The organism is Spirabiliibacterium pneumoniae, from assembly GCF_014884995.1.
GTDB classification, from domain to species: Bacteria; Pseudomonadota; Gammaproteobacteria; order Enterobacterales; family Pasteurellaceae; genus Spirabiliibacterium; species Spirabiliibacterium pneumoniae.
Window position 1 is genome coordinate 81,993 of record NZ_JABMII010000003.1, and the last position, 19,118, is coordinate 101,110.

Genomic DNA, 19,118 nt, shown 5'->3' on the forward strand with positions numbered 1-19,118 from the left:
CGAATGAACCCTCAACAAAAAGCCCCAGCAGAGTTTAAAATCCACTTTCAAGATGAACCTGAATTAACCGTCTATGCGCCAGGGCGAGTCAACATTATTGGTGAACATACGGATTATAATGACGGCTTTGTGATGCCATGTGCGATCGATTACGGCACTGCAGTGAGTGGCAAAGTGCGCTCAGACAGCCTTTTTAAAGTCTACGCAGTTGATCTTGATGAATGGGATGAGTTTGATCTTCAAGCGCCGATTGAGCCGAATAATAACAAAAAATGGACAGGTTATGTGCGCGGCGTGGTGAAATTTATCCAAGAAAAATGCCCAGGGTTCACGCAAGGAGCGAACTTGGTCATCTGCGGCAATGTGCCGTTAGGTTCAGGTTTAAGCTCATCGGCGGCATTAGAAGTGTCAGTGGGTAAATTTTGCCAAATTATTGGGGATTTACCATTAAGTAATGTGGAATTGGCGTTGATTGGACAAAAAGCCGAAAATAAATTTGTCGGCTGCCAATGTGGCAATATGGATCAGCTAATCTCTGCGCTCGGTCAAGCAGATCATTTATTAATGATTGATTGCCGTAGTCTTGACACTAAACCAACTCCTGTGCCAAAGGATGTGGCGGTGATGATCATTAACTCCAATGTTAAGCATGATTTGGTCAGTGGGGAATACAATACACGCCGTCAGCAATGTGAAAAAGCAGCGGAATTTTTTGGCGTGAAAGCGCTGCGAGATGTCAGCGTTGAGCAATTTAAAGCTAAAGAGCAAGAACTTGAAACTCTTGATAAAGATGTGGCCAAACGTGCTCGCCATGTGGTCACTGAAAATCAGCGTGTTCTTGATGCGGTGCAAGCGCTAGAAAAAGGAGATTTGGCGGCGTTAGGCAAATTAATGGGGCAGTCCCATGCTTCGATGCGTGATGATTTTGAAATTACCGTGCCAGAAATCGACTACCTTGTTGAATTGGCGCAAGAAGCGATCGGTGGCGAGGGTGGCGCACGTATGACAGGTGGTGGTTTTGGTGGCTGCATTGTGGCATTGGCACCAGTGAATAGAGTTGAAAAAGTGCGTGAGCATATCGCGAAACACTATAAAAATCGTTTTGGTAAGGCAGAAACCTTTTATGTTTGCTGTGCCTCACAAGGAGTGCACAAGCTATGACCGAGATGCTCGCCGCCGATGGCAAACCGTTTAAGCTGATTGAACTGAACAACGCGCACGGCATGCGTGTGCTGCTCACCGACTGGGGAGCGACGTGGTTGGCCTGCTCAGTGCCAGTGAGGGAGCAGCAGCGTGAAGTATTGTTGCGCGCGGATAATCCACAGGTTCATTGTGCGCAAGGAGCGTATTTGGGGGCGAGCGTGGGGCGTTATGCTAACCGTATCGCCCATGCGCAGTTTACGCTCAATGACCGCACTTTTACCCTTGATGCCAACCAAGATGGCAAGCATCAATTGCATGGTGGCAGCCAGGGGTTTAATCATAAACGTTGGCAAGTGCTTGAGCAAAGCGAAAGTGCGGTCACCTTTGCGCTCACCTCGTCTGACGGAGACCAAGGTTTCCCTGGTGAGGTGCAATCGCAAGCCTTGTTCGCTTTAAGTGATGATAACGCGCTGCGGATTTGTTATTCCGCCGTTGCCAGTGCTGATACGCCGCTCAACTTGACGTGTCATCCTTATTTTAATCTTGATGGCATTCGTTCTGGGCGCGATGTGCTCGATCACAGCTTGCACATTGCTGCCAGCCATTATCTGCCCGTTGACAGTGAAGGAATTCCGCAAGGTGAGCTAAAAGCAGTAGCTGGCACAGGGTTTGATTTTAAACAGCCTAAAACAATTGGGCAGGATTTTATGCGCGATGAGGATCAAAAAGCCACTCGCGGCTATGATCACGCCTTTTTGTTCGATGAACAAAATAGCAAAAAAGTGCAAGTGCGGTTGATTTCCAGTCAAGCGGATTTAGGGTTAGCGATCACGACCAATCAAGCGGCGATCCAAGTTTATACGGGGAATTTTTTACAAGGCACGCTGAATAGCCAAGGTGGCGCGTATGCCAATCAAGCAGGTGTGGCGCTGGAAACCGAAGCGCTGCCTGATACGCCGAATCATCCAGCATGGTGGCGCTATGGCGGCATGAGCCAAAAAGATGTGCGTTATTGCAACGATACAGTATTTACGTTTTACACCCCATAAAGAAAAACCGCACTGAAAAGTGCGGTTTGTTGTCTGTTTGCCTTTATTTCACTTGGCTACCAATCACGCCACCCAGCGCTGCGCCACCTAAGGTTGCGCCTGTGCTATTACCGATGACATTACCCGCAACGCCACCAATTGCCGCGCCCACGGCGGTATTTTTCTGCTGTTGATTCATGTTGGAACATGCGGTTAAAAACGCCAAGCTCGCAACCACAGCCATTGTTTTTAATACTGATTTTTTCATAGTTCCTCCTTTTTGATTTCCTTCTATCCTACACAACGAGGTAGAAAAAAGCAAATCAAACACAAAAACTGCACAAAAAAGTGCGGTTTTTCAATAGGATAGCAATTAAACTATTTTACGGTGACTTTTGCAAAGCGGCGTTTGCCGACTTGATAAATCGCCGTTGAGGCGCTGATGATGCGTTTGCTGTCATCGACTTTTTCACCGTCAATTTTCACCCCACCTTGTTTCACCATGCGAATGGCCTCAGAGGTAGAGCTGACAAGTCCAGCCTCTTTGAGCAAATTCGCTAGCGGCAGCTCACCTTCAAGGGTTACTTCTGGGATGTCTTCAGGCATCGCGCCTTTTTGGAAACGGTTGATAAAGTTTTGCTCGGCTTGCTTAGCGGCGGCATCACTGTGGAAACGAGCGACAATTTCTTTCGCGAGCAGCACTTTTACATCACGCGGATTTTTGCTGTTTTCAACCGCACTTTTGAGTTCGGCAATCTCTTGTAGTGGGCGGAAGGAGAGCAGGTCATACCAACGCCACATTAACTCATCAGAAATCGACATCACTTTGCCGAACATCTCATCGGGCGCTTCGCTCACGCCAATGTAGTTGCCCAGCGATTTTGACATTTTTTTCTCGCCATCAAGCCCTTCAAGTAATGGCAAAGTGATCGCAACTTGTGGCTTGTGCCCTGCCGATTTTTGCAACTCACGTCCTACCAGGAGGTTGAATTTTTGGTCTGTTCCACCCAGCTCCACATCGGCTTCAAGAGCGACAGAGTCATAGCCTTGTAAGAGAGGATAGATAAACTCATGAATCGCGATAGGTTGCTGATTAGTAAAGCGTTTTTTAAAGTCATCACGCTCAAGCATACGAGCGACGGTGTAACTCGAGGCAAGGCGAATCATGCCTTCTGTGCCAAGCTCGCTTAGCCAATCGGAATTGAACACCACTTTTGTTTTGGCAGGGTCAAGAATTTTAAAAATTTGTTCTTTGTAGGTCTCTGCGTTGCGTAACACATCTTCGCGAGTCAGTGGTGGGCGAGTTGTACTTTTGCCGGTTGGATCGCCTACCATACCCGTGAAATCGCCGATCAGAAAGTAAATTTCATGCCCGAGTTGCTGGAATTGACGCAGTTTGTTAAGCACTACGGTATGCCCAAGATGAATGTCAGGCGCAGTTGGATCGGCACCAAGTTTGATTTTTAGGGGGCGATTTTCTTTGAGTTTTTCAATCAAATCTGCTTCAGATAAAATCTCTTCAACGCCGCGTTTAAGCTCGGCGAGCACCGTGTTTAACTCCGTCATAATCTCTACTCAATTTTGTTATAAATAGAAATATTATAGGGATAAATCCGCAAAGATAAAGCCTTTATGATGATTTCAACGGAAAAGCGCAAAAAAAAGCCTCTTTGTGGGGAAGAGGCATAAGTGTTGGAGTGATTATTTTTTATCTTATCGTTATCTAGCAGAACTAATGATAATGGTTATCATTTAAATTTAAAACTGAAATTACACTTTTTTACATTCTACCAAATAATCGGCAATTTGTGCTGCAGGGTCAGCTGAGTCGGCATGCTGTTGTCGCGCGTGAATACAGCTTGCAAACAATAGACTTCAACGCCTGTTTTGTGAGCGTTATACAGTAAGTCGGCGTATTTTTTATCAATCGTTTGTTGTGCATAAAAGCAATGAATGCCACTGTGTAGCGCAGCGTAAACAATGGCTGCACGAGCGCCACACTGATGAATATGCATTAATTCGCGCAGATGCTTTTGCCCACGGGTTGTGACAGCGTCGGGGAACAGGCCACAGCCAGCAGGCAGGTTGACCGCACTTTGTGTTTCACCCAGCAAGGTGACGGATTTCACTTCAACATAAGCGTCAGGCTGCTTTTGATCTTGCAACAAAAAATCAATGCGGCTATTTTCCTGCCCGTATTTTACTTCACTTTGGATCTGTTGATAGTTTGCCAGTTCAGGCAAAACCGCACTTTGCAAGGCTTCATGCACCAGCGCATTTGCGCGCGTGGTATTCACGCAGATGATATTCCCGTTGGGCTTTTCTGTCAGCTCCCAAGTGTGGGCATATTTGCGTTTGGTATTCGTTGACGTGGAAAACCACACGGTGTCACCCTCATCAGCGCAGCCAGTCATCGCGCCCGTGTTGGGGCAGTGAAGCGTGAGTGTCGAGCCATCAGGCAGTTGAACATCGGCTAAAAAGCGTTTATAACGGCGTAGCAGTTTGGCGGATTGTAGGGTGGGCAGCTGCATGGTTTTCCTCATTCAAAGTGCGGTCGGCGTATTATTTTAACCTGAAGTGAGATCTATGGCGATTTTTTTGAAAAAATTGGTCAAATTTGCCGTAAAAAATGCTAAAGTTAAAGGCGAATTTTCTGTGTATTGCAGTGATGTCATAACGCCGAAAATACCTGATTCGGCGTGCTTAGGGTGGATATGGCTCATATCCAAAGAGTAATTCCAATAAAAGGATAAAGACAATGCGAATTGGTGTACCGAGAGAGCGGCTGGATAACGAAAGCCGTGTGGCAGCCACACCGAAAACCGTCGTGCAGATGAAAAAGCTCGGGTTTGAGGTGGCAATTGAACATAATGCCGGCTTTAAAGCCAGCTTTGAAGATGAGATGTATGCGGCCGAAGGGGCGGAAATCGTCGATCAAAGTGCGGTTTGGCAAAGTGATATTATCTTTAAAGTGAACGCGCCAAGCGATGATGAAATTGCGTTGATTAAAGAAGGTGCAACACTGGTCAGCTTTATTTGGCCAGCGCAAAATGAAGCCTTATTAAAAAAATTGGCGGAAAAGAAAATCAACGTGTTAGCCATGGATGCCGTGCCGCGGATTTCTCGTGCGCAAGCCCTCGACGCATTAAGTTCAATGGCGAATATCGCAGGTTATCGTGCGGTGGTGGAAGCCGCTCACGAATTTGGCAGCTTCTTCACGGGGCAAATTACGGCGGCAGGGAAAGTGCCACCAGCGAAAGTGTTGGTGATCGGCGCAGGTGTTGCAGGGCTTGCTGCAATCGGGGCTGCAAATAGCCTTGGTGCGATTGTGCGTGCTTTTGACTCCCGCCCTGAAGTGAAAGAGCAAGTTGAAAGTATGGGCGCGTCTTTCTTGGAAATTGATTATCAAGAAGAAGGCGGCAGTGGTGATGGCTATGCCAAAGTGATGTCGGAAGAGTTTAACCGCCGTGCATTAGCGCTTTATGCTGAACAGGCTAAAGAAGTGGATATTATTATCACAACCGCACTTATCCCTGGCAAACCAGCCCCGCGCTTGGTGACCAAAGAAATGGTCGAAAGCATGAAACCTGGCAGCGTGATTGTCGACTTGGCGGCAGCTACGGGTGGTAACTGTGAGTTGACCAAAGCGGGCGAGGTGGTTACCACGGATAATCAAGTGAAAATCATCGGCTACACCGATTTACCAAGCCGTTTGCCAACCCAATCTTCACAACTTTATGGCACTAACTTAGTCAATCTGTTAAAGCTGTTGTGCAAAGAAAAAGATGGCAACATTAACATTGATTTTGAGGATGTGATTCTGCGTGGCGTGACTGTGGTACGCGAAGGCGAAATTACTTGGCCTGCGCCACCAATAAAAGTCTCTGCGCAACCACAACAAAAACCACAAGCCGCTGCCAAAGTGGAAAAAGAAGCACCGAAAAAAGCCGATCCAAAAGTGAAATACGGCGCAATGGCTGCAGTTGCTGTGCTCTTTTTGTGGCTTGCCTCCGTCGCGCCAACGGCGTTCTTGTCGCACTTCACCGTGTTTGTGCTTGCTTGTGTGGTGGGTTACTACGTGGTATGGAATGTCAGCCATGCCTTGCATACGCCACTGATGGCGGTTACTAACGCCATTTCAGGGATCATCATTGTTGGTGCTTTGCTACAAATTGGGCAAGGCAATGGAGTTGTTACTTTCTTAGCATTTATCGCTGTGTTAGTGGCAAGTATTAATATTTTCGGTGGGTTTAAAGTGACTCAACGAATGCTCGCTATGTTTAGAAAAGGGTAAGGAGTCTGCCATGTCAGTAGGGTTTGTACAAGCGTCATATATTGTCGCCGCATTACTGTTTATTATGAGTTTGGCAGGGTTGTCTAAACACGAAAGTGCCAAAGCAGGCTGTTGGTTTGGCATCGTGGGGATGACCATTGCTTTAATTGCCACCGTTTTTGGACCACACACGCAAGGCCATATCTGGATTGTGATTGCCATGGCGATCGGGGCCGTGCTCGGCATCCGCCAAGCCTTGAAAGTGGAAATGACCGAAATGCCAGAGTTGGTTGCGATTTTGCACAGCTTCGTGGGTTTGGCTGCGGTGTTAGTGGGCTTTAACAGCTACCTTGAGCACCCAGCGTTGGATTCTGTGATGCAAAACATCCACGATGTGGAAGTCTTTTTAGGCATCTTCATCGGGGCGGTAACCTTCACCGGCTCCATCGTGGCTTTTGGCAAACTGCGCGGTATTATTAAATCCAAAGCACTAATGTTGCCACATCGCCATAAATTAAATCTTGCTGCCATTATTGTGTCAGCGTTGTTAATGATTGGCTTTGTCGGCGATGCCAGCCTTTTCCCATTAATTTTGATGACCCTCATTGCACTGGCCTTTGGCTGGCACTTGGTGGCTTCCATCGGTGGTGCGGATATGCCGGTTGTGGTGTCTATGCTCAACTCCTATTCTGGTTGGGCCGCCGCCGCCGCGGGCTTTATGCTCAACAACGACTTGCTCATCGTAACAGGGGCATTGGTGGGTTCAAGCGGTGCGATCCTCTCTTACATTATGTGTAAAGCGATGAACCGCTCTTTCATCAGCGTAATTGCTGGTGGCTTTGGCAACGACGTGCAAGCGTCAAGCAGCGAAGAGCAAGGCGAGCACCGTGAAATCACCGCTGAAGAAGTGGCAGAATTACTGCGCAACTCAAGTTCTGTGATCATCACCCCAGGCTACGGTATGGCGGTCGCGCAAGCACAATATCCCGTTGCAGAAATTACGCAAAAATTGCGTGATGCAGGCGTGAACGTGCGCTTTGGTATCCACCCAGTGGCTGGGCGTTTGCCAGGGCATATGAACGTGTTGTTGGCCGAGGCTAAAGTGCCTTATGACATTGTGTTGGAAATGGATGAAATCAATGATGACTTCAGTGATACCGACACTGTGCTGGTCATCGGCGCGAACGACACCGTCAACCCAGCCGCACTAGACGATCCAAATAGCCCAATTGCGGGCATGCCAGTGCTAGAAGTGTGGAAAGCCCAAAATGTAATCGTGTTTAAACGCTCAATGAACACCGGCTACGCTGGCGTGCAAAACCCACTCTTTTTCAAAGATAACACCCAAATGCTCTTCGGCGATGCCAAAGAGAGCGTGGATAATATCTTGAAAGCACTGTAATTATTCACCTACAATAAAAGCCGCTTGAAAGCGGCTTTTTTATCAGAAAAATTGATTAAAAAGCTATAAAATAATCATTATTTTTTGATTATTTAATTCTTTTTATTCTTTATTATATAATTTCCCTACTAATGATCGCGTATTGAGGTTGACGTCGATTATTTCAACGTTGACTTTATCGCCTAGTTGCCAGCATTTTTGATCATTGATATACAGTGCAATTTCGTCATTATTGACATTCACTGTTGTTTTATCTGCAGTAATGTTACTCATGGGAATAAACACACTTGCGCCAGTGTCGGTGATTTGTACGCGTATGCCGCCACGGCTGATGTCGGTGACTTCAGCGTGATGGACCGCACTTTCGTTATTTTGTGCAGCGTAGAATCGGGCGTAAAGCCAGTCGGCGATGTCGCGTTCAACTAGGCGATTTTGGCGGCGAGCCTCTTGCAAGCGTTGTAAAAGGGGTTCGTCAGGTGCAGTTATCGGTTGTTGCTGTAAGTGCGCTTTGATGATGCGGTGGTTGACCATATCAGAGTACTTGCGAATTGGTGATGTCCAAGTGGCGTAGCCTTCGAGACCTAGACCAAAGTGCGGTGCAATCTCTATTTTAAATTCTGTTGGTTGTAAAAACCGACGCAGGCGTAGCTCTGCAGCGTATAGGTTGCGGCGGTCCAGTGTTTGACGCATGCTGCGATAATGTTCGAGCTGGGTTAAATTTTCTTTACTAAAGCGTTCAGCTTCAGGGCTTTCAGGAGAAAGTGTGAGTGCGTCGAGCAGGTAATCCTGTGCTTGTGATAAGAATTTTTTATCAAAGCCGTTGTGTACGTTGAAGATACCGCACTTTGTTTCTTGGCTGAGGTAATGTGCTGCGGCGGTGTTGGCAAGAATCATACACTCTTCTACCATTTTGTGGGCAATGCGGCGATGTTTGGCGTGAATCGCTTTCACTTCACCGTCATTAGCCAGCTCAAACACATAATCTGGGCGTTCATTAAACAATAAGGCATGTTCTTGCCGCCAGTTGATGCGAGTGAGTGCAAATTGATGCAACTGCTTGAGCTGTGTGGCGATGATGTCATTGGCAGGCTGCCATGCGTTATCACGGTTTTCTAAATAATCGGACACATCGTCATAATCTAGTTTCGCTTTGGATTCAATCCACGCGGCTTTGAATTCAGGTAGGCTTTGCATCTTGCCTTCGTTATCAAGCGTTATTTCACACACCAGTGCGGGGCGTTGCACATGTGGGCGCAACGAGCAGCGCTCGTCAGAGAGTTCAGCGGGCAACATAGGGATGATAAAACCTGGCAGATAGTTTGTAAAACAACGCTGGCGCGCGTCTTGATCAATTTGGCTGTGCTCGGGAATATACGCAGTTGGATCTGCTACTGCGATGCTTAATTTCCAGCCATTTTCGCATGGGGTGATATAAAGCGCATCATCCATATCCTGTGTGCTGTGCGCATCAATAGTGATAAATGAAAGTGCGGTGAGATCTTGGCGTGGAATATCATCCAACGTGTAATTATCCAGCCCAGCGACAGGCTCGCGAGGTTGTTGGTGGCGTGCAAGTGTTACCCACCAAGGTGCAAATTTATCATCAGCAGCACAAATAATGCGTTCAATTTTGACTTTAAAGCCGCCGTTGTCGCGCAGCGGGTGATTAATAAGTTGTGCGACAACCCAGTCGTTTTCGTGCAGTTCACCCACATTTTCAGTACTCACGGCACTGAGCGCGCGTTTTATATTAGGATGATCGGGCACCACTTGCGGCTTTTGCTGTTTATTAAACCGCACTTTACCAATAAAGCGACCGAGCATTGGCTCTATCAGACTTTCAGGCTCGGCTTGTGTTTTTTCACCGTCTTGATTGAGAATGGCTTTGACCTTATCACCGTGCAATACATTTTTCATCGCAGGTGGTGCGATAAAGTAGCTTTGTTTATCGCATTCCAAAAAGCCAAACCCTTTGTCATTGGCTCGAATAGTGCCTTCAACGCGTGGTTTGCTGGCGTGTAGTTGTTGCTTTAATTGGCTAAGCAGTGGATTGTCTTGAAACATGATTGTCCTGATGCAAAAGAAAACAGCAGTATGTGACATACTGCTGTAAAGGTGTAGAGATTATTCCGCGTCTAATTCGTTCATGGCGGCGATGTTGAAACCACCATCGACATGCAGAATTTCACCTGTCACGCCAGAGGCGAGATCAGAACACAAAAATGCAGCACTTTTACCCACATCCTCAGTGGTTACAGTGCGGCGCAGTGGGGTAACGGCTTCACAATGGGAGAGCATTTTTTTGAAGTTTTTAATGCCAGAGGCCGCTAAAGTGCGGATAGGGCCAGCGGAAATGGCATTCACACGGATGCCTTCTTTGCCCATAGCGTTCGCCATAAAGCGCACGTTGGCTTCCAAAGAGGCTTTAGCCAGTCCCATCACGTTGTAGTTTGGAATAGCGCGTTCTGCACCGAGGTAGGAAAGGGTTACTAAGCCTGAGCCAGGGTTGAGCATTTTGCGTGCAGCTTTGGCCATGGCTACAAAGCTGTATGAACTGATGTCGTGGGCAATTTTGAATCCTTCGCGATTGACTGCATCGACATAGTCACCGTCAAGTTGGTCGCCAGGTGCAAAAGCGATGGCATGTACAAAGCCATCAAATTTTTCCCAGTGTTTGCCTAACTCGGCAAAGCAATTTTCGATGTCTTGATCGTTGGCCACATCACATGGAATGACGATATTTGAACCGAAATCTTTGGCATATTCTTCAACACGAGGTTTTAATTTGTCGTTTTGATAAGTGAATGCCAGCTCAGCGCCCGCCTCACACATGGCTTTGGCAATGCCGTAAGCAATTGAGCGGTTACTTGCCACACCTGCGATTAAAATACGTTTATTGGATAAAAAGCCCATAATGTTGTCCTAGTTTCAAAGAAAAGATGAGCGAAATGCTCATCATGATTAGGGGGTATTATACTGAAAAGCGAATCAATAATCTATTGTCACGCAGTTACTTGTTGTCATCTTGCTGTTTGTTTTTAAGGAAGAAAAACGATGCCACGCCTGCACCTGCCGCAGGCAACAGTAACCATTTTTTACCACCGAAGAGTAAGCGCGTGCCAATGGAAATTAGCGCAGAGCGAATAAGCGGACTGGCTAAGGATTTCGCATAGCTCAGCGGTTCGGCGATATTTTGCTTGGTGTCTCGGCTTTCGAGTTTAAATCGCTGACGCAGAATTTCACCACGTAACTGCAAGAGCTCAAGCTGTTGACGTTTGTTCATATCACGCTCCTTGAGATGGGCTTGAACGCATAGCGCGCTTAATAGCCGCAACATCTTGTTTAATTTCAGTTAATGTGTCAGGTAAAAAGCCTTTTTGTTTGCGTAACATGACCACAATCGCAATGCCCAAAAGCACCATTACACCAAAGCCGATGCCCGTGATCAGGAAAAATGCGAATGCTTTTTGCTCCACAGGCAACCAAGCATCAAGGGCAAACAATAAACTAATGCCTGAGAAAAGAAAAAGAATAAATGCAAGCAGGGCACAGATCACAATGGCAATCAAGCGAGATTTGAGATCGCTTAATTCAACGCTGGCCATTTCCAAACGTACGCTGGCAAGCTCAAGTGCGGTCACAACGGTATTTTTAACCCCAGATTTGATTTTGCTAACACTTTGCATACGTCATCTCCATGTAGCTTAAGAGGAAAGAAGCCGCTAGGCGACTTCTTTTAATGTGATTAGCGACTACGGTTGATTAACAAACCTGCTAAGAAAGCAACGCCAGCTGCGATCCCGATGGTTTTATATGGGTTGTCTTGAATCAACTCATCAGATTGACGAATTGCCGCGCGTGCTTTATCTGCTGCTTTTGCGCGCAAATCATCGAGTTGTTCACGGTAGCCGTCAGTTTTCTCAACTAATTGTTTTTTCAATTTTTTGAGTTGATCTGCGCTAACTTCGCCACCTTCTTCTACTAATTTCTCAGCAGAATCTAAGATGTCTTGCAACTCAGACAAAAGCTCGTCACGTTTGTTGTCAAAAGTGTTTTTCATATACAACTCCTTATGTGTTATGTTGTTCACTTTATGAATGATCTGCCTTTGATAATGGCATATCTGCTCCACTTTTGCAAGAATTTTACAATTATATTACATTAAGCAGGATTATTCACTTCATGATATTCCACTGTTAAATCAAAGTGTGTGGCTAACCAGTGGCCCAATGCTTGCACGCCAAAGCGTTCGGTGGCGTGATGGCCTGCGGCATAAAAGTGAATACCCATTTCGCGCGCAGTGTGAATGGTGCGTTCTGAAACTTCGCCAGTAATAAAGGCATCTATGCCATAAGCGGCGGCTAAATCAATGTAATCTTGTCCACCTCCCGTGCATAAGGCTACGCGCTCAATGCGCTCAGGCGCATTATCGCCACAGTGCAGTGGTTCACGTTCAAGAATAAAGGAAATCCGCTGCCGAAGTGCATCTGCGCTGAGCGGTTGAGCTAATTTGCCATAAACGGGAATGGAGAATGGCGAGTCTTCTAACGGCTCTAGATCGATAATATCAAGACGCTTAGCAAGCTGGGCGTTATTACCCAAATGGGGATGCACATCCAAAGGCAGGTGATAGGCATAAAGATTGATATTATTTTGCATTAATGTGCGAATGCGTTTTGCCTTCATGCCTGTGAGTGTGACAGGTTCGTTTTTCCAAAAATAGCCATGATGAACAAGTACGGCATCAGCCTGTTGTGCGGTGGCATAGTCGAGCAGTGCTTGGCAAGCAGTTACGCCACAGATAATTTTTTTAACCGCACTTTTACCTTCCACTTGCAGCCCATTGGGGGCATAGTCTTTAATCTCATCGCTTTTTAATTCGTGATTGATAATATGTTCAAGTTCGTAGTGGTTGATTCCTGGCATATACACACCTCTTAATCGTCAATGTGCTTTGATAGAGCGTTAAAATGTTGCAAACAAAATCCGTAAGAAATTTGCAATATGAATATTGCTTATGGTATAGATATATATGTTACATAAAAGTTATCTTAGTTGAAATAGCTTGATTTGTAACGTGGTTTTACAATAACAAAAGGATATTATATGTTACATTATGCTATCGTATTTTTCGTAATTGCACTTATCGCGGCGGCGCTGGGTTTCGGTGGTATCGCAGGTAGTGCTGTGGGCATCGCTAAGATTTTGTTCATCGTTTTCTTAGTGCTTTCCGTTATCTCATTTATTTTTGGACGAAAAAGGTAACAACACAACGAAAGAAAAGGGAGGCAAAGCTTCCCTTTTTTATGTTTTTTATCATACAGGGTAGTGATGAAATCCGAGATTCTCTGAAATATTTTTACCTGCATTTTGTAGCAATTTCACCAAGCTCTCGAGATTTTCTTCCTCAAATCGCACGGTTGGCAGAGAAATGGACACGCCAGCAATAATGCGACCGAAGCGGTTATAAACAGGTGCTGCGATGCAGCGCAAGCCTGCTTCTTGCTCTTCGTTGTCTTGTGCAAAGTGCTGTTGTCGCACGTCCTTCAGTTCAGCGAGCAACTGATCAACATTTTCTAGCGTATTTTCAGTGTGACGCTTGAATTCTACATCTTTTAAAATTTCTCTTACTCTGTCGTCATCAAGATCAGACATTAATACTTTGCCGATCGCGGTGCTGTAAAGCGGGTTACGGCGACCAATGCGGGAATACATACGCAGATTATAGCCAGAATCAATTTTGTGCAGATAAACAATCTCATGCCCTTCAAAAATACCCAAATGCAATGCTTCATTTGTTTGGTTGGCAATTTTTTGCATTTCTTTGTCGGCAAGGGGCACTAGATCCGTGTATTCCAGTGCACAGGCGCCCACTTCGAATAATTTGATGGTCAGGCCATATTTGTCCGTTTCACCTTCTTGATAAACAAAGCCAAGATTTTTCATAGTTTGTAAAAAGCGATAGGTCGTGCTTTTTGACATCATTAAACGTTGGGAAAGTTCAGTTATACCAATATCTTTTTGCTTAGCAAGCGCTTCAAGAATTGCAAAAACTTTCAGCACAGATGAAACGGCTTCGGGTTGTGTGTCCTTTTCTTTTGCTTTATCCATTTTTATCCACTCATTCTGTTCATACGGCACAGTGCGCTCATTATAGGGAAAAAATTATTTTTTTCAAAAGAGACTTTTATTATTTTTTCGATATATCAATATTTTGAGATATTGAGCACATTTTTAATAATTAACATTAACAGCTTTGTTACCTAACCGCACTTTGCGATAACATCTCATAAAACATAAAGTGCGGTTGGGCGTGTTTATTTCGCAAATGGTTGAATTTTATTTAAGATTGCTTTTGCAACTTTGGCAGGCGCTGCGACAACGTTGCCTGATTGCAAATAGGCATGACCGCCAGTGAAATCAGAGACAATGCCACCCGCTTCACGCACAATCAAATCGCCTGCTGCACAATCCCACGGTTTCAATCCGCTTTCAAAATAGCCATCTACGCGCCCTGCTGCCACATAGGCCAAATCAAGTGCTGCGGAGCCTGTGCGGCGGAAATCAGCCACTTGGTCAGCCATTGCGGTCATCATATTAAATTGGGTTGGCATATTGCGTTTTTGTTTAAATGGGAAACCTGTTGCGATAATGCTGCCGTCAAGCTCTTGCTTATTATTAACACGCAAGCGCATTTCATTGAGTTTGGCGCCTTCACCACGCACGGCGGTGAATAGCTCATTGCGAATAGGATCATAAACCACGCCCACAGTGGTGCGGCCATGCTCACGAACAGCAATGGAAACAGCAAAGTGCGGTAAGGATTTGGTGAAATTGGTTGTGCCATCGAGTGGATCAATAATCCATTGCACTTGCGCGTTCGCACCTTCCTGTGCACCACTTTCTTCGGCGATGATGGTGTGATCAGGATAAGATTTTTTAACGACCTCGATAATGGCAGCCTCAGCCGCTTTATCGACGTTAGTGACAAAATCGTTAGTTTGCTTGTTGTGTACTTCAACGCTGTCAGGGCGTTCATAACTTTTGGCAATCAAGTTGCCTGCTTTTCGTGCAGCACGAACAGCAATTGTTAACATGGGATTCATTGGGTCCACCGAGTTTAAAAAGAACAAAAATTACGCCAGCGTAAAGCTAGCCCTGAGCGCAATTATAACCGCACTTGGGTTAAATTGTAAGAGGAAAAATGGAAAAAGGCACGCTCAGGTGCCTTTTATTATTTGGCTGGGCCTTTAGCCTGTTCTGCCATTTTTTTGCTGATTTCGCGGCGCTGTTTGGATGTTTCAGCATTGCGAATAATGTAATCATCAATGCGATCTTCATAGTCATCACGCATCGATAAAATAATGGCGCGAATGTCGGCCACCGACATATCATCGGTGATATATTGATTTAAGTTATCGAGTAAGAGCACCCGTTTTTGGTTGTCGCGAATTTTACGTTGTACATCGTCCATATCGCGCAATAATTTGTTTTTCAAGCGATACATACGCACATACTCCAGTACATCCTGAAAAGATTGTTTGCTGACTTTTTCCATGGTTTTATGTCCTTTATAAGATGAATTATTGGTAATTTAGCTTTTTTTACTTCTGGGGTCAAAGTCTATGAATGGAATTTGTGAGCAAGATTAAGAAATTTTTGCCCAAAAGTGCATAAATTGATTGATTGATGATGGGTGCAGTGTTAAAACTAACCCATTTCATTGATTAGATATCACAAACGCAAGGATAAATCATGTCAAAGGTATTCAATTTTAGCGCAGGCCCAGCGATGATGCCCGCTGAGGTGCTGGAAAAAGCGCAAAACGAATTACGCAATTGGGAAGAACTTCAAACCTCAGTAATGGAAGTTAGCCACCGCGGTAAAAACTTTATGGCGCTGGCAAAGCGCTCCATTGAACAAGTGCGTGAGCTGCTCGCCATTCCCGATAATTATCAAGTACTGTTTGCGCAAGGTGGCGCGCGAGGGCAATTTGCGGCAATTCCGATGAATTTGCTCACTCCAAAAGGCAAGGCGCTTTACCTTAATAGTGGCTATTGGTCAAATGCTGCCGCCGATGAAGCCAAACGCTACGGCACAATTGAGGTGCAAGATATTCTGGTTGAGAAAAAAGGGCAAAGTGCGGTTGATCTGCCTGATTTATCAGCGGTTGCGTCACAATACGATTACGTACACTACTGCCCGAATGAAACCATTAGTGGCGTTGAAATCTTTGATGTGCCAGATGTTGGCGATGGCGTGCTGGTGGCGGATATGTCGTCAACCATTCTTTCTCGTCCGATCGATGTCAGTCGTTTTGGTTTAATTTATGCTGGAGCACAAAAAAATGTCGGTCCTGCGGGCATTACCTTGATCATTGTGCGCGATGATTTGATCGGCCGGGCACAGCCGATTACGCCTTCAATTTGGAACTATCAGGTGCTGCGTGATAGCGATTCTATGTTCAATACGCCACCGACATTTGCGTGGTATCTCTGTTCATTGGTATTTGAATGGCTGCTGCAACACGGTGGGCTTGATGCCATGGCTCAGCGCAATCAAACCAAAGCGCAAGCACTTTATAACTTTATCGATCAAAGTGCGGTTTTCCACAATACAGTGGCACGGGAAAACCGCTCGCGCATGAATGTCACCTTCACCACGGGTGATGCCGAGCGTGATATGCAATTTGTGGCACAAGCCACCGCCGCAGGCTTGCAGGCGCTCAAAGGTCATCGCATTGTGGGCGGCATGCGTGCATCTATTTATAACGCGATGCCATTGGATGGCATTAATGCACTGATTGACTTTATGCAGGCATTTGAACAACAGCGTTAACTCCATATTGAAATTAAAGGATGAATATGACATTTTTAACCCAAGCGAATGTTGGCGTACAAAGCCTTTCTCCTTATCAAGCTGGTAAACCTGTTGAAGAGCTGGCGCGTGAGTTAGGTTTAACCGATATTGTAAAATTAGCTTCAAACGAAAATCCATTTGGCTTTCCGCAAAGTGCCAAAGAGGCCATTCAAGCGCAACTAGACAACCTCACCCGTTATCCTGATGCTAACGGCTTTGAACTTAAGCAGGCGATTTCACAAAAATTTGGCCTTGATCCGAAGCACATTATCCTTGGCAATGGCTCAAACGATTTGTTGGAAATCACCGCGCACACGTTTTTAGGTGCTGATGATGAAGTGATATTTTCACAATATACGTTTATTGTTTACCCACTGGTATCAAAAGCGATCAATGCTAAGCAAGTGATTGTGCCCGCGAAAAATTATGGGCATGATTTAGACGGCTTTTTAGCAGCGATAACCAATAGAACCAAAGTGATCTATATCGCCAATCCGAATAACCCAACGGGCACTTTCTTAACTGCGCCTGAGATTGAACATTTTTTAGAACAAGTACCAGCGCACATTGTAGTGGTGCTCGATGAGGCCTACACTGAGTTCACCGCGCCAAGCGAGCGCGTGCCGTCGTTTGAGTTGCTGCGCAAATTCCCAAATTTGTTGGTTTGCCGCACCTTTTCAAAGGCCTATGGCTTGGCTGGGTTGCGTGTGGGCTATCTCGTGTCAAATGAGGAAATTGCGGATTTACTCAACCGTATTCGCCAGCCGTTTAACTGCAACTCGCTGGCCTTGGCCGCGGCCACCGCAGTGCTCAATGACGATGAATTTGTTGAAAAAGCCGCCGTTAACAATGCTGCTGGCTTGCGCCAATTGAGTGAGTTTTTTGACCAGAAGGGGCTGGGTTATGTGCCGTCAAAAGGTAATTTCATTATGCTGGATTTAAAACAACCAGCGGCGCCGATTTATCAAAAATTGCTGGAACAAGGGGTTATTGTACGCCCAATTGCAGGTTATGGGCTGGCAAATCATTTACGCGTGAGCGTTGGCTTGCCACACGAAAATCAACGCTTTATCGACGGATTAAGTACGGTGTTGGGGCTTTAATATGAGTGAGAAAATCACCCTTAACCCGATCGTGCGTATGGAAGGCGAAATTCGGCTGCCTGGTTCAAAGAGCCTGTCGAATCGTGCATTGTTGCTCAGCGCGTTGGCACAGGGCGAAACGCACCTGACTAACTTGCTTGATAGCGATGATGTGCGCCATATGCTTAATGCGTTAGAACAGCTTGGCGTGAATTACCGTTTATCGGCGGATAAGCGTGAATGTTGGGTCACAGGGCTGGGTGGGGCATTCCCGCTACAATCAGGTCAGGCGCTATTTTTAGGCAATGCGGGTACAGCGATGCGCCCATTGACAGCAGCGCTGTGCTTGAATCATCCGCAAAGTGCGGTCGCCGAAACGGTGCTCACGGGCGAGCCGAGAATGAAAGAGCGCCCGATCGCGCATTTAGTTGATGCACTGCGCCAAGCAGGTGCCGAGATTGACTACCTTGAGCAAGAGGGGTATCCGCCGTTAGCCGTGCGCAATACGGGGTTGCGTGGTGGCAAAATTACTATCGATGGTTCAGTGTCGAGCCAGTTTTTGACCGCACTTTTGATGGCAATGCCGATGGCGGCAGGCGACAGTGAAATTGTGATCACAGGCGAGCTGGTGTCAAAACCGTATATTGATATGACCTTGGCGATGATGGCGCAATTTCGCGTGCAGGTAGTCAATCAAGACTATAAACGGTTTTTCATCAAAGGTGGGCAGCAGTATCAATCCCCTGGGCAGTTTTTGGTGGAAGGTGATGCTTCGTCGGCCTCCTACTTCCTCGCCGCTGGTGCGTTAAAAGGAGCCGTGCGTGTGGTTGGGGTTGGCAAACACAGCATTCAAGGGGACAAACGCTTTGCTGATGTGTTGGAAAAAATGGGTGCGAAAATCACTTGGGGTGAGGATTTTATTCAAGCCGAGAAAGCGCCATTGCATGGCGTGGATATGGACATGAACCATATTCCTGATGCAGCAATGACCATTGCCACTACCGCACTTTTTGCTGAAGGTGAAACGGTGATTCGCAACATTGCCAATTGGCGCGTGAAAGAAACCGATCGTCTAAGTGCGATGGCAGTGGAGCTGCGCAAAGTGGGCGCTGAGGTGGAAGAGGGGGCAGATTATATCCGTATTCAGCCATTGGATTTAGCGAAATTTAAACACGCGGAAATTGAAACCTATAACGATCACCGCATGGCAATGTGCTTTGCTTTGATTGCGCTTTCTGATACCCCTGTGACGATATGCGATCCCAACTGCACGGCAAAAACGTTCCCGACCTTTTTTGCGGATTTTCAGCAATTGGCCAAATAATAAAACC

The 19,118-nt window shown here is 46.1% G+C and carries 20 protein-coding genes; 8 read left to right on the forward strand and 12 right to left on the reverse strand.

Features of this window, described 5'->3' with window-relative positions:
- The first annotated feature begins 3 nt into the window (after positions 1-3).
- Together galK and galM are read left to right on the forward strand one after the other, a co-directional pair.
- Entirely contained in the window at positions 4-1,161 is a 1,158-nt protein-coding gene (gene galK / locus HPC38_RS01875; RefSeq protein ID WP_208119584.1) for a galactokinase, read from the forward strand.
- Positions 1,158-2,192, forward strand: a complete 1,035-nt coding sequence (galM, locus tag HPC38_RS01880; protein ID WP_208119585.1) for a galactose-1-epimerase — start codon at positions 1,158-1,160, stop codon at positions 2,190-2,192. The genes galK and galM overlap by 4 nt, the downstream gene beginning before the upstream one ends.
- Positions 2,193-2,235: 43 nt before the next feature.
- Here galM and HPC38_RS01885 read toward each other — a convergent pair whose 3' ends face one another.
- The 3 genes from HPC38_RS01885 to sfsA form a co-directional block, all read right to left on the reverse strand.
- Positions 2,236-2,415, reverse strand: coding sequence for a glycine zipper 2TM domain-containing protein (locus HPC38_RS01885; RefSeq protein WP_208119659.1), 180 nt, complete (start codon positions 2,413-2,415; stop codon positions 2,236-2,238).
- A gap of 134 nt (positions 2,416-2,549) precedes the next feature.
- Positions 2,550-3,737, reverse strand: coding sequence for a tyrosine--tRNA ligase (tyrS, locus tag HPC38_RS01890; protein WP_208119586.1), 1,188 nt, complete (start codon positions 3,735-3,737; stop codon positions 2,550-2,552).
- A 221-nt stretch (positions 3,738-3,958) separates the two neighbouring features.
- Positions 3,959-4,702: a DNA/RNA nuclease SfsA gene (gene sfsA, locus HPC38_RS01895; RefSeq protein ID WP_208119587.1), complete on the reverse strand. Its 744-nt coding sequence runs from the start codon at positions 4,700-4,702 to the stop codon at positions 3,959-3,961.
- A gap of 227 nt (positions 4,703-4,929) precedes the next feature.
- On the opposite strand from sfsA, the gene pntA reads away from it, so the two are divergent.
- Together pntA and pntB are read left to right on the forward strand one after the other, a co-directional pair.
- The gene (gene pntA, locus HPC38_RS01900) at positions 4,930-6,465 is read left to right on the forward strand and encodes a Re/Si-specific NAD(P)(+) transhydrogenase subunit alpha (protein ID WP_208119588.1); all 1,536 of its coding nucleotides are present in this window, start codon (positions 4,930-4,932) and stop codon (positions 6,463-6,465) included.
- 10 nt (positions 6,466-6,475) lie between these two features.
- Positions 6,476-7,846, forward strand: coding sequence for a Re/Si-specific NAD(P)(+) transhydrogenase subunit beta (gene pntB, locus HPC38_RS01905; RefSeq protein WP_208119589.1), 1,371 nt, complete (start codon positions 6,476-6,478; stop codon positions 7,844-7,846).
- Between the two features lie 102 nt (positions 7,847-7,948).
- On the opposite strand, the gene HPC38_RS01910 is transcribed toward pntB, so the two are convergent.
- The 6 genes from HPC38_RS01910 to HPC38_RS01935 all read right to left on the reverse strand — a co-directional run bounded on the left by HPC38_RS01910 (position 7,949) and on the right by HPC38_RS01935 (position 12,763).
- Positions 7,949-9,910: an exoribonuclease II gene (locus tag HPC38_RS01910; RefSeq protein ID WP_208119590.1), complete on the reverse strand. Its 1,962-nt coding sequence runs from the start codon at positions 9,908-9,910 to the stop codon at positions 7,949-7,951.
- 60 nt (positions 9,911-9,970) lie between these two features.
- The gene (gene fabI, locus HPC38_RS01915; protein ID WP_208119591.1) at positions 9,971-10,759 is read right to left on the reverse strand and encodes an enoyl-ACP reductase FabI; all 789 of its coding nucleotides are present in this window, start codon (positions 10,757-10,759) and stop codon (positions 9,971-9,973) included.
- A 97-nt stretch (positions 10,760-10,856) separates the two neighbouring features.
- On the reverse strand, positions 10,857-11,129 hold the full coding sequence (locus HPC38_RS01920; protein ID WP_208119592.1) for a hypothetical protein: 273 nt from the start codon (positions 11,127-11,129) through the stop codon (positions 10,857-10,859).
- A gap of 1 nt (position 11,130) precedes the next feature.
- Positions 11,131-11,532 carry a phage holin family protein gene (locus HPC38_RS01925; RefSeq protein ID WP_208119593.1) on the reverse strand — a complete coding sequence of 134 codons (402 nt, stop codon included), beginning with the start codon at positions 11,530-11,532 and terminating at the stop codon, positions 11,131-11,133.
- A 59-nt stretch (positions 11,533-11,591) separates the two neighbouring features.
- The gene (locus tag HPC38_RS01930) at positions 11,592-11,906 is read right to left on the reverse strand and encodes a DUF883 family protein (protein ID WP_208119594.1); all 315 of its coding nucleotides are present in this window, start codon (positions 11,904-11,906) and stop codon (positions 11,592-11,594) included.
- Between the two features lie 101 nt (positions 11,907-12,007).
- Entirely contained in the window at positions 12,008-12,763 is a 756-nt protein-coding gene (locus HPC38_RS01935) for a Nif3-like dinuclear metal center hexameric protein (RefSeq protein ID WP_208119660.1), read from the reverse strand.
- Positions 12,764-12,952: 189 nt separating this feature from the next.
- Here HPC38_RS01935 and HPC38_RS01940 point away from each other — a divergent pair, with 189 nt between their 5' ends.
- On the forward strand, positions 12,953-13,111 hold the full coding sequence (locus tag HPC38_RS01940; RefSeq protein ID WP_208119595.1) for a DUF1328 domain-containing protein: 159 nt from the start codon (positions 12,953-12,955) through the stop codon (positions 13,109-13,111).
- A gap of 51 nt (positions 13,112-13,162) precedes the next feature.
- Here the strand turns inward: HPC38_RS01940 and kdgR are convergent, their stop codons facing one another.
- The 3 genes from kdgR to HPC38_RS01955 all read right to left on the reverse strand — a co-directional run bounded on the left by kdgR (position 13,163) and on the right by HPC38_RS01955 (position 15,404).
- Positions 13,163-13,957 (reverse strand): DNA-binding transcriptional regulator KdgR, encoded by a 795-nt coding sequence (gene kdgR, locus HPC38_RS01945; RefSeq protein WP_208119596.1) that lies wholly within the window; start codon positions 13,955-13,957, stop codon positions 13,163-13,165.
- Between the two features lie 206 nt (positions 13,958-14,163).
- Positions 14,164-14,952, reverse strand: a complete 789-nt coding sequence (gene suhB / locus HPC38_RS01950) for an inositol-1-monophosphatase (RefSeq protein WP_208119597.1) — start codon at positions 14,950-14,952, stop codon at positions 14,164-14,166.
- Positions 14,953-15,080: 128 nt separating this feature from the next.
- On the reverse strand, positions 15,081-15,404 hold the full coding sequence (locus tag HPC38_RS01955) for a DUF496 family protein (RefSeq protein WP_208119598.1): 324 nt from the start codon (positions 15,402-15,404) through the stop codon (positions 15,081-15,083).
- 197 nt (positions 15,405-15,601) lie between these two features.
- On the opposite strand from HPC38_RS01955, the gene serC reads away from it, so the two are divergent.
- Genes serC through aroA form a run of 3 tightly spaced genes read left to right on the forward strand, consistent with a single transcriptional unit; the run spans position 15,602 to position 19,111 of the window.
- The gene (serC, locus tag HPC38_RS01960) at positions 15,602-16,684 is read left to right on the forward strand and encodes a 3-phosphoserine/phosphohydroxythreonine transaminase (protein ID WP_208119599.1); all 1,083 of its coding nucleotides are present in this window, start codon (positions 15,602-15,604) and stop codon (positions 16,682-16,684) included.
- 26 nt (positions 16,685-16,710) lie between these two features.
- Entirely contained in the window at positions 16,711-17,808 is a 1,098-nt protein-coding gene (gene hisC, locus HPC38_RS01965; RefSeq protein ID WP_208119600.1) for a histidinol-phosphate transaminase, read from the forward strand.
- Position 17,809: 1 nt separating this feature from the next.
- Positions 17,810-19,111, forward strand: a complete 1,302-nt coding sequence (gene aroA, locus HPC38_RS01970) for a 3-phosphoshikimate 1-carboxyvinyltransferase (protein ID WP_208119601.1) — start codon at positions 17,810-17,812, stop codon at positions 19,109-19,111.
- The last annotated feature ends 7 nt before the right edge of the window (positions 19,112-19,118 follow it).

Coding starts and splice junctions, on each gene's coding strand:
- hisC (WP_208119600.1), top strand. CDS start 16,711: ATGACATTTTTAACCCAAGCGAATGTTGGCGTACAAAGCCTTTCTCCT.
- kdgR (WP_208119596.1), bottom strand. CDS start 13,957: ATGGATAAAGCAAAAGAAAAGGACACACAACCCGAAGCCGTTTCATCT.
- HPC38_RS01920 (WP_208119592.1), bottom strand. CDS start 11,129: ATGAACAAACGTCAACAGCTTGAGCTCTTGCAGTTACGTGGTGAAATT.
- aroA (WP_208119601.1), top strand. CDS start 17,810: ATGAGTGAGAAAATCACCCTTAACCCGATCGTGCGTATGGAAGGCGAA.
- HPC38_RS01940 (WP_208119595.1), top strand. CDS start 12,953: ATGTTACATTATGCTATCGTATTTTTCGTAATTGCACTTATCGCGGCG.
- tyrS (WP_208119586.1), bottom strand. CDS start 3,737: ATGACGGAGTTAAACACGGTGCTCGCCGAGCTTAAACGCGGCGTTGAA.
- HPC38_RS01955 (WP_208119598.1), bottom strand. CDS start 15,404: ATGGAAAAAGTCAGCAAACAATCTTTTCAGGATGTACTGGAGTATGTG.
- HPC38_RS01925 (WP_208119593.1), bottom strand. CDS start 11,532: ATGCAAAGTGTTAGCAAAATCAAATCTGGGGTTAAAAATACCGTTGTG.
- serC (WP_208119599.1), top strand. CDS start 15,602: ATGTCAAAGGTATTCAATTTTAGCGCAGGCCCAGCGATGATGCCCGCT.
- HPC38_RS01885 (WP_208119659.1), bottom strand. CDS start 2,415: ATGGCTGTGGTTGCGAGCTTGGCGTTTTTAACCGCATGTTCCAACATG.
- HPC38_RS01930 (WP_208119594.1), bottom strand. CDS start 11,906: ATGAAAAACACTTTTGACAACAAACGTGACGAGCTTTTGTCTGAGTTG.
- HPC38_RS01910 (WP_208119590.1), bottom strand. CDS start 9,910: ATGTTTCAAGACAATCCACTGCTTAGCCAATTAAAGCAACAACTACAC.
- galK (WP_208119584.1), top strand. CDS start 4: ATGAACCCTCAACAAAAAGCCCCAGCAGAGTTTAAAATCCACTTTCAA.
- pntA (WP_208119588.1), top strand. CDS start 4,930: ATGCGAATTGGTGTACCGAGAGAGCGGCTGGATAACGAAAGCCGTGTG.
- galM (WP_208119585.1), top strand. CDS start 1,158: ATGACCGAGATGCTCGCCGCCGATGGCAAACCGTTTAAGCTGATTGAA.
- suhB (WP_208119597.1), bottom strand. CDS start 14,952: ATGAATCCCATGTTAACAATTGCTGTTCGTGCTGCACGAAAAGCAGGC.
- fabI (WP_208119591.1), bottom strand. CDS start 10,759: ATGGGCTTTTTATCCAATAAACGTATTTTAATCGCAGGTGTGGCAAGT.
- pntB (WP_208119589.1), top strand. CDS start 6,476: ATGTCAGTAGGGTTTGTACAAGCGTCATATATTGTCGCCGCATTACTG.
- sfsA (WP_208119587.1), bottom strand. CDS start 4,702: ATGCAGCTGCCCACCCTACAATCCGCCAAACTGCTACGCCGTTATAAA.